This window comes from Streptomyces sp. NPDC059524 (assembly GCF_042749255.1).
Classification (GTDB): domain Bacteria; phylum Actinomycetota; class Actinomycetes; order Streptomycetales; family Streptomycetaceae; genus Streptomyces; species Streptomyces xanthii.
Genome location: NZ_JBHYTK010000056.1, coordinates 36,622 through 45,558, shown reverse-complemented (window position 1 = coordinate 45,558; position 8,937 = coordinate 36,622). Strand labels below are relative to the sequence as shown.

General features: G+C 73.6%; 6 protein-coding genes. 3 read left to right on the top strand and 3 right to left on the bottom strand.

What is annotated here, in order from left to right:
- Positions 1–126: 126 nt before the first annotated feature.
- Together ACFW9D_RS17965 and ACFW9D_RS17960 are read right to left on the bottom strand one after the other, a co-directional pair.
- Positions 127–1,701: an amidohydrolase gene (locus tag ACFW9D_RS17965; RefSeq protein ID WP_384623029.1), complete on the bottom strand. Its 1,575-nt coding sequence runs from the start codon at positions 1,699–1,701 to the stop codon at positions 127–129.
- Positions 1,702–1,736: 35 nt separating this feature from the next.
- Positions 1,737–3,182 carry an APC family permease gene (locus ACFW9D_RS17960; RefSeq protein WP_384623027.1) on the bottom strand — a complete coding sequence of 482 codons (1,446 nt, stop codon included), beginning with the start codon at positions 3,180–3,182 and terminating at the stop codon, positions 1,737–1,739.
- Positions 3,183–3,362: 180 nt separating this feature from the next.
- On the opposite strand from ACFW9D_RS17960, the gene ACFW9D_RS17955 reads away from it, so the two are divergent.
- Positions 3,363–3,974, top strand: coding sequence for a TetR/AcrR family transcriptional regulator C-terminal domain-containing protein (locus tag ACFW9D_RS17955; RefSeq protein WP_188339290.1), 612 nt, complete (start codon positions 3,363–3,365; stop codon positions 3,972–3,974).
- Between the two features lie 150 nt (positions 3,975–4,124).
- On the opposite strand, the gene ACFW9D_RS17950 is transcribed toward ACFW9D_RS17955, so the two are convergent.
- The gene (locus tag ACFW9D_RS17950) at positions 4,125–7,127 is read right to left on the bottom strand and encodes a bifunctional [glutamine synthetase] adenylyltransferase/[glutamine synthetase]-adenylyl-L-tyrosine phosphorylase (protein ID WP_384623024.1); all 3,003 of its coding nucleotides are present in this window, start codon (positions 7,125–7,127) and stop codon (positions 4,125–4,127) included.
- 167 nt (positions 7,128–7,294) lie between these two features.
- On the opposite strand from ACFW9D_RS17950, the gene ACFW9D_RS17945 reads away from it, so the two are divergent.
- Positions 7,295–7,726 carry a VOC family protein gene (locus ACFW9D_RS17945; RefSeq protein WP_384623023.1) on the top strand — a complete coding sequence of 144 codons (432 nt, stop codon included), beginning with the start codon at positions 7,295–7,297 and terminating at the stop codon, positions 7,724–7,726.
- Between the two features lie 170 nt (positions 7,727–7,896).
- Positions 7,897–8,787: an alkaline phosphatase family protein gene (locus tag ACFW9D_RS17940; RefSeq protein ID WP_188339287.1), complete on the top strand. Its 891-nt coding sequence runs from the start codon at positions 7,897–7,899 to the stop codon at positions 8,785–8,787.
- Positions 8,788–8,937: the final 150 nt, after the last annotated feature.

Below are 8,937 nucleotides of genomic sequence, written 5' to 3'. Positions count from 1 at the left end.
GCCCCGATGAGGCGCAGCCTCATTAGGGGCGCGGGGCTGTGTCCATCAGCGGCTCCGCCGCGGGGCGCGACCAGCCCCCACCGGGCCGCAGACCCGTCTCTACCGGTCCCACCCCTCCCAGGGGGGTCACTCCCCGCGATGCACGATCCGCCCCCCGACCGTCGTCAGACGGACCGGCGCCTGCGCCAGCTCATCGGCCGGCGCCAGGACCGGGTCGAGCCCCAGCACGGTCAGATCCGCCCGCAGCCCCACCTCGATCCGCCCCCCGAGATGCGCCTCGCCGGAGGCGATCGCCGCATGCGAGGTGACCCCTTCGAGCGCCTCCAGCCCCGACAAGCCCTGCCCCGCCCCCGCCGCCCCTTCCGGCACCCGGGCCATGGCCAGCACCCGCCGCGCGTCGAAGTGCGCGATCGGCCAGTCGGACCCGAGCGCGAGCACCGCCCCCGCGTCCCGCAGATCCCGCGTGCGCCAGGCCCGCCCGGCCCGCTCCGCGCCCAGCCGCTTCGACCACTCGTCGCTGTGGTCGCCCTTCGTGTACGCGGTGTGCGGCGGCTGCATGGACGCGGCGACGCCGAGCGCGGCGAACCGCGGCAGCGTGTCGTCCGGCACCGTCTCGATGTGCTCGATGCGGTGCGCGTCGCGGCCGCTCGCGCCGAGCGCCTCGATCGTGTCGAGGGCGTGCCGTACGGCGGCGTCGCCGATGGCGTGGGTGGCGGTGCGGACGCCGGCCGCGTGCAGGGTGCGTACGGCGGCGCTGTACGCCTGCGGGTCGGGCCAGAACGCGTCCGTGCCGCGACCGTGGCAGTCGGCCTGTTCCAGCCAGGCGGTGCCGCCCTCGACGGTCCCGTCCATGAAGAACTTGACCGCGCCGACCCGCCAGTCGCGGCCGCCGCGCTTCTGGAGGGCGATCAGCTCGTCGAGGCCGTCCCGGTCGACGCCGGGCATGCACCAGGGCGCGACGGTGAGGCGTAGCGGCAGGTCGGTGTCCTGCTCGACGGCGGCGAGGAGCTCGAGGTCGGCGCCGTCCATGACGTGGGCGCCGGTCAGTCCGGTGGCGGCCATGCCCTTGAGGAGGTCGACGAGGCCCGCGCGGCGCTTCTCGTACGAGAGCCGGGGCACGACCGCGTCGACGACGTCCATCGCGGCGTGCTCGATCAGGTGCCCGGTCGGGCGGCCCTCGGCGTCGCACACGATCTCGGCGCGCTGGGCGAACTCACGCGGGCCGGTCACCTGGGCGGCGGCCAGCGCGGCGGTGCTCGCGAGCGCGGAGTGGCCGTCGTAGAGGCGCAGGAAGGCGGGGGCGCCGTCCAGGACGTCCTCGATGAGGCCGTGGTGGACGGGGCGGCCGCCGAAGGCGTTGTGGTCCAGGCCCCAGCCGATGACCCAGCCGTCGATCCGGGGCACCGAGCGCAGCGCCGCGCGGAGGGCGTCGAGGTCCTGGACGCCGGTGAGGTCGGCGCCGGCGGACATCTGCAGGCCCCAGACCGGGTGGCTGTGGGAGTCCACGAAGCCCGGGGTCACGGTGGCTCCGGCGAGGCTCAGCCGCTCGGTCCCCGGGCCGCTCCAGTCGCGGGTCAGGGTGGCGGTGTCACCCAGTGCCGCGATCCGGCCGTCCTTGACCGCGAGGGCGGTGGCTTCCGGCTGGTGCGGGTTCAGGGTGCGGATGCGGGTGTCGGTGAGCAGGAGGTCGGCCTGGGGCATGGTGCGGGTCCGTTCTTGTTCGGGTGGGCGCGGCTCTACTTGCTGCCGAAGGCCTCGTAGACCTCGGGGCGGCGGGTCTTGAGGCGGTGGGCCAGGGGGAAGCCGAGGAGGAAGACCGCGGGGGCCACCGCGACCATGATCCAGTTGGCGAGCGGGGACGCTCCCGTGAAGAGGTCGATGTGGCCGATGACCAGGACGATCGCCGCTCCGAGCAGGACCGTCGCCACGGCCGGGGCCCAGAGCGTGCGGGCGCGCCCCTCGCTGTGGGAGATCCGGCGGAAGAAGAACGGGACCGCGAGCGCCGCGAGGAGCTGGAGGGCCATGAGGCCGAGCATGCCGGGCGTGTTCACCCAGAGCAGCAGCTGGTTGTACGGGTCGGCGCCGGCCGCCCAGAACGCGAGGACGACGACCGCGCCGAGTGCGGTCTGGGCGAGCCCGGCGACGTACGGGGAGCGGTGCTTCGGGTGGATGCGGGCGAAGGAGCGCGGCAGGACTCCTTCGTCGGCCAGGGCCAGGCCGTAGCGGTTGATGGCGTTGTGGAAGGCGAGGAGGGAGGCGATGACGCTGGTGACGATGAGGACGTGCATCAGGTCGGCCGCCCAGCCGCCGACGAAGGTGGTGATGGCGGTGAAGAAGAGGTTCGCCGGGTCGCTCCCGGCGGCCTTGACCACGTCGGCGTCGCCGAAGGCCTGGACGGCGATCCAGACGGTGAAGGCGTAGAAGAGGCCGAGGAAGGCGACGGCGATGTAGGTGGCGCGCGGCACGGTGCGGTCGGGGTCGCGGGCCTCACGGCGGTAGATGACGGTCGACTCGAAGCCGGTGAACGCGGCGAACGCGAAGGCCAGCACGGCGGCGGTGCCGGGCACGAGGACGTTGCCGGGCGCGAAGGACGCGGCGGACAGGCCGTGGGCGCCGCCCTTGAGGAGCACTCCCCCGGCGAGCAGGACGAGGATGCCGGTCTCGGCGACGAGCAGTACGCCGAGGAGTTTCGCGCCGAAGTCGATGGAGCGGAAGCCGCCGTACCAGATGAGGGCGAGCCCGGCGAGGGACACGGGCAGCCAGGGGACGTCGGCGCCGAACAGGGCGTGCACGGTGTCCTGGGTGGCGCTGCCGAGGAGCCCGTAGACGCCGATCTCCATGCCGTTGTAGCCGACCATGGCGAGCAGGGCGGCGCCGATTCCGGCGGGCCGGCCGAGGCCTTGGGTGATGTACGAGTAGAAGGCGCCGCCGCCCTTCACGTGCCGGCTCATCGTCGTGAAGCCGACGGCGAAGACGGCGAGCGTGAGGCCCGCGAGGAGGTAGCCGGCCGGGGCTCCGATGCCGCCGAGGGCGATGGCGATGGGCGCGACTCCCGCCATGACCGTGAGCGGGGCGGCTGCGGAGACGACGAAGAAGGCGATGTCGGAGGTGCCGAGGCTGCCGGTGCGCAGGCCGGCCGGGGCGGCGCTCGGCGGAGCGGTCTTCGGTGAGGTCACGGACATGCGGGGAGGGGCCCTTCAGGCGGCAGGCAGGAGCGGCGGAAGGCCGTGCCGGGTGACGGCGGGGCGTAAATCTAAAGGCTTTCGGTTTCCGCAATGTAACCTCCCCGTCGGGCCTACGGGAAGACCTGTTTTTCCGGAGGGGGCCCGCACGGGGACCGATGAGAGCGGAGAGCAGGACGGATGGGACGGCCGAGCAAGCCACTCCTGGACCGGGAGCGCATCACCACGACGGCGCTCCGGCTCGTCGACGAGACGGGCGAGTTCAGCGTGCCGCAGATCGCGCGGGCGCTCGGGGTGCAGACGGGCTCCGTCTACCACCACGTGGACGGGCGGGACGGCATCGTGGAGCTGCTGCGCGAGCGGGTCGCGGGGGCGATCGACCCGGCGCCGCTCACCTCGGGGCTGCCCTGGGACGAGGCGATGGCCGGCTGGGCCCGCGCCTACCGCGCCGCGTTCGCCGCGCACCCCCGCGCGATCCCGCTGCTGACCACGAACCCGGTACGGGCGCCGCGGGTCCTGGAGCAGTACGAGCTGGCGGTACGGGTGCTGCTCGACGCCGGGTTCGCGCTGCGGGACGTGATGCCGCTGATCATCGCCCTGGAGAACATCGTGCTCGGCTCGGCCCTGGACATGGCCGCCCCGGAGACGATGTGGGAGCTGCCGGACGAGGTGGAGACCCCGCTCCTGCAACAGGCCCTGGCGGCCCTCCCGGACTCCCGCGCGGACGCCTCTTTCGAACTGGCGCTGAGCGCTTTCATCGAACATTGCCGGGCCATGCTGGAGGCCGGTTGAGATGCCGCACGAAGTGCGCGTCTCAGGGGCGCGGGGCTGTATCGATGTGCGGCTCCGCCGCGTGGGCGCGAGGACGGACCACGACCCGCAGCCGCCCACGCACGATCAACCAGGCAGACGCCCAGGCGCCCCCGCCGAACCGCCGGAGGCCTACGCCCCGTAGAACCGCTCCTCCACGACCGCCCGGGCCCGCCGGGTGATCCGCCGGTAGTCGTCCAGCATGTCCCCGACGTGGCCGGGGTCGTACCCCAGGTACCGTCCGACGGCTCCGAGTTCGCGCCCGTCGGACGGGAACGTGTCCCCGGCCCGCCCCCGCACCAGCATCACCGCGTTCCGCACCCGGGTGGCCAGCACCCACGCCTCGTCGAGGACCTCCGCCTCCTCGCCCGGGACGAGACCGGCCGCGCACGCCGCCGCCAGCGCCTCGCGCGTGCGGGTCGTCCGCAGCCCCGGCTCGGCCCAGCCGTGCTGAAGCTGCATCAGCTGAACGGTCCACTCCACGTCGGACAGCCCGCCCCGCCCGAGCTTGGTGTGCAGCGTCGGATCGGCGCCGCGCGGCAGCCGCTCGGACTCCATGCGGGCCTTGAGCCGCCGGATCTCGCGGACGGCGTCGTCGCCGAGGCCCTCGGCCGGGTAGCGCAGCGGGTCGACGAGGTCGAGGAAGGCGCGGCCCAACTCGGCGTCCCCGGCGACCGGTTCGGCCCGCAGCAGGGCCTGGGCCTCCCAGACGAGCGACCAGCGGCGGTAGTACGCCTCGTAGGACTTGAGGGTGCGCACGAGCGGACCCGACTTGCCCTCGGGGCGCAGGTCCGCGTCGATGAGGAGCGGCGGGTCGGCGGTGGGCAGGGCGAGCAGCCGGCGCATCTCGGCGACGACCTTGTTGGCGGCCTGGGCCGCCTCCTGGTCGTCGACTCCCTCGCGGGGCTCGTGCACGAACAGGACGTCGGCGTCGGATCCGTAGCCGAGTTCGTGTCCGCCGAAGCGGCCCATGGCGATGACGGCGAAGCGGGTGGGCAGGGTGTCGCCCCAGCCGGCGCGGACGACGGCCCGCAGGGTCCCGGCGAGGGTGGCCGCCGTCAGGTCGGAGACGGCGGAGCCGACCCGGTCCACGAGCGCGCCCTGGTCGGCGACGACGGGCTGGTCCTCGGTGCCGTACGAGGCGATGATGTCGGCCGCGGTGGTGCGGAACAGCTCGCGTCTGCGCACTCCGCGCGCGGCCCCGACGGCCTGCTCCGCGCCGTCGGCGCGGCCGACCGCGGCGAGCACCTCCTGCTCCAGCTGGGCGTGGCCGCGCTGGTCGAGGCCGTGCGGGTCGCCGAGCAGGGCGACCGCCTCGGGGGCGCGCATGAGCAGGTCGGGGGCGAGCCGGCCGGCGGACAGGACGCGGGCCAGGTTCTCGGCGGCGGCGCCCTCGTCCCGCAGGAGCCGCAGGTACCAGGGGGTCTTGCCGAGGGCGTCGGAGACCTTGCGGAAGTTGAGCAGTCCCGCGTCGGGGTCGGCGGAGTCGGCGAACCAGCCGAGCAGGACGGGCAGCAGGGTGCGCTGGATGGCGGCCTTGCGGGAGACGCCGGAGGCGAGGGCCTCCAGGTGGCGCAGGGCGGCGCTCGGGTCCGCGTAGCCGAGCGCGACGAGCCGTTCGCGCGCGGCCTCGGTGCTCAACCGGGTCTCGCCGGGCGCGAGTTGGGCCACGGCGTCGAGCAGCGGCCGGTAGAACAGCTTCTCGTGCAGGCGGCGCACGGAGGAGGTGTGCCGCTTCCAGGCCCGGTTGAGCTCGGTGATCGGCTCGGTGCGCATGCCCATGGAGCGGCCGATGCGGCGCAGGTCGGCGTCGTCCTCGGGGACGAGGTGGGTGCGGCGCAGTTTGTAGAGCTGGATGCGGTGTTCGAGGGTGCGCAGGAAGCGGTAGGCGTCGTCGAGCTGGACGGCGTCGACGCGGCCCACGTAGCCGCCGTCGGCGAGGGCGGCGAGCGCGTCCAGGGTGGTGCCGCTGCGCAGCGAGGCGTCGGAGCGGCCGTGCACCAACTGGAGGAGCTGGACGGCGAACTCGACGTCGCGCAGGCCGCCGGGGCCGAGTTTGAGCTCGCGCTCGACCTCGCCCGCCGGGATGTTCTCGATGACGCGGCGGCGCATCTTCTGCACGTCGGGCACGAAGTTGTCCCGCTCGGCGGCCTGCCAGACGAGCGGGGAGACGGCCGCGACGTAGGCGGCGCCGAGTTCGGGGTCGCCCGCGACGGCGCGCGCCTTGAGCAGCGCCTGGAACTCCCAGGTCTTGGCCCAGCGCTCGTAGTAGGCGAGGTGGGAGGCGAGGGTGCGCACGAGGGGGCCGTTGCGGCCCTCGGGGCGGAGGTTGGCGTCGACGGGCCAGATGGTGCCCTCGACGGTGGTCTCGGAGCAGATCCGCATCATGTGCGAGGCGAGCCGGGTCGCGGCCTGGAGCGCCTTGCCCTCGTCGGCGCCCTCGGCGGCCTCGCCGACGAAGATGACGTCGACGTCGGAGACGTAGTTGAGCTCGTGGCCGCCGCACTTGCCCATCGCGATGACGGCGAGCCGGCACTGGGCGGCGTCGCCGGGCGCGGCGACGCGGGCCAGGGTGAGGGCGGCGCGCAGGGTCGCGGTGGCGAGGTCGGCGAGTTCGGCGGCGGTCTGCGCGATGTCGGTGGTGCCGCACACGTCGCGGGCGGCGATGGACAGCAGGCAGCGGCGGTAGGCGACGCGCAGGGACACGGGGTCGTCGGCCTCGGCGAGGCCGCGTTCGAACTCCTCGACGCCCGGGTGCAGATCGCGGGGTTCGTACGTGACGAGGGCCTGCCAGTCGCCGGGGTGGCGGGCGAGGTGGTCGGCGAGGGCCTCGGAGGCGCCGAGGACGCCGAGGAGTCGGTCGCGCAGCGGCTTGGCGGTGATGAGGGTGTCGAGCAGTTCGCGGCGGCCGGTCTCGCCGGAGACCCGCTCCTGCGCCTCGGCGAGCCGGACGAGGCCGAGGAGCGCCAGATCGGGGTCGGCGGTGGCGCCGAGCGCGTCGAGCAGCAGCGGATCGGACCGTACGGCGGACAGCGCGTCGGCGTCGAGCAGCCGCTCGGCTGCGGACGGGTCGGTGAATCCATGCCGCAGCAGCCGGGTGAACGTACTGCTCCTGCGGCCCCGCGGCACCGACATCCCGGCCTCCTGTTCGATCAACAAGCCCGGTGCTGAGCCTACTGCGGACGGCGGGCGACCGATGAGTCGAGCGCGGGTGCGGAGTCTGTACGGGGGCGGGAGGATGCGAGAGCCGCACCCCCGGCCGTCCGAAAGGTTCTGATCATGTCGCCCGAAAGGTTCTGATCATGGAGTGGACCCTCGAAGTGGTCGTCGTCCCCGTCTCCGACGTGGACCGCGCCAAGGAGTTCTACGCGGAGAAGGTGGGTTTCAAGGTCGACCTGGACACCGAGGTGGCCCCGGGCGTCCGCATCGTGCAGCTGACGCCGCCGGGCTCGCGCTGCTCGATCACCCTGGCGGAGGGCCTGCCGGGCGCCCCGGACCAGCAGACGATGACGCCGGGCTCGCTCACCGGCCTTCAGGTGTGCGTCACGGACATCGCGGCGGCCCGCGAGGAGCTGGTGGCGCGCGGCGTGGCGGTCTCGCCGGTGCAGCACGCGGGTCCGCAGGGCTGGGAGGACGGCCCGGGCGGCGAGTGGAACTCGTTCATGTTCTTCCGCGACCCGGACGGGAACGGCTGGACGGTCCAGGAGGCTCCGTCGCCGCTCTCGGAGCGCTGAGGGCCGCTCGCGCGGGGGCCGGGGCGGGGCCCGGGCGAGGCGGTACGGGCCCGAGGGTTCATCCATCGTTCACCGGCAGGGGTCCGAAGGCCTGACACCCGGGTATTTTGGCGTGTGCATGCTCTGTCCGCACCGCCAAGGTCCCGTCACTCCCCCACACGGAGGCTCACGTGTCCGGCAGATCACTGTTCAGCCGCGCCCGCGGCAAGGCCGTCGCCTCGGCCCTCGCCCTGGCCACGGCCGCCACCGGCGGCTGGCTCGCCCTCACCGGCGCCGGCACCGCGCACGCCGCGGCGACCGTGCCCACCCCCGACCACGTCGTCGTCGTGGTCTTCGAGAACCACGCGTACAGCCAGGTCATCGGCTCCTCCAGCGCGCCCTACATCAACAGCCTGAAGTCGGGCGGCGCCAACCTCACCGCGTCGTACGCCGAGACGCACCCCAGCCAGCCCAACTACTTCGCCCTGTTCTCCGGCTCCACCCAGGGCATCACGGACGACAGCTGCTACACGCCCGGCTTCTCGTCCGCCCCGAACCTCGCCTCGGAGCTGATCGCCGCGGGCAAGACCTGGGCCAGCTACAACGAGACCCTGCCCAGCCAGGGCTCGACGACCTGCTCCTCCGGCAAGTACGCCCGCAAGCACAACCCGTGGTTCGGCTTCAGCAACGTACCGACCTCGTCGGCGAAGACCCTCGCCCAGTTCCCCACGGACTACGCGACGCTCCCCCAGGTCTCGTTCGTCGTGCCGAACCTGTGCAGCGACATGCACGACTGCTCGGTCTCCACGGGCGACACCTGGCTGAAGAACAACCTGGGCGCGTACGCGACCTGGGCCAAGACCCACAACAGCCTCCTCGTCGTCACCTTCGACGAGGACAACCGGCTCAGCGGCAACAAGATCCCGACCGTCCTGTACGGCCAGCAGGTGACCCCGGGCGCCACCTCGTCCACCACGTACAACCACTACGACCTCCTGCGCACCCTGGAGGACATGCACGGTCTGCCGCACGCGGGCAACGCGGCGTCGGCGCAGGACATCACCGGCGTCTGGACCTCGTGACATGTACGTAGCGGACAGCCGCGCCACTCCTTCGGCGCCGGCGTCCGCGGAGCCCGGCGCCCGGCCCCGTGGCGGGGGGGCGGGCGCCGGGGGGGCGCCCCTGCTCGCCCCCGGGCCGGGCCAGCGTGTAACGGACCGGGGGGGGGTGGT

Bases quoted from the DNA above. Each gene is read 5' to 3' on its own strand.
- ACFW9D_RS17965 (WP_384623029.1), bottom strand. From the start codon at position 1,701: ATGCCCCAGGCCGACCTCCTGCTCACCGACACCCGCATCCGCACCCTG.
- ACFW9D_RS17955 (WP_188339290.1), top strand. From the start codon at position 3,363: ATGGGACGGCCGAGCAAGCCACTCCTGGACCGGGAGCGCATCACCACG.
- ACFW9D_RS17945 (WP_384623023.1), top strand. From the start codon at position 7,295: ATGGAGTGGACCCTCGAAGTGGTCGTCGTCCCCGTCTCCGACGTGGAC.
- ACFW9D_RS17950 (WP_384623024.1), bottom strand. From the start codon at position 7,127: ATGTCGGTGCCGCGGGGCCGCAGGAGCAGTACGTTCACCCGGCTGCTG.
- ACFW9D_RS17960 (WP_384623027.1), bottom strand. From the start codon at position 3,182: ATGTCCGTGACCTCACCGAAGACCGCTCCGCCGAGCGCCGCCCCGGCC.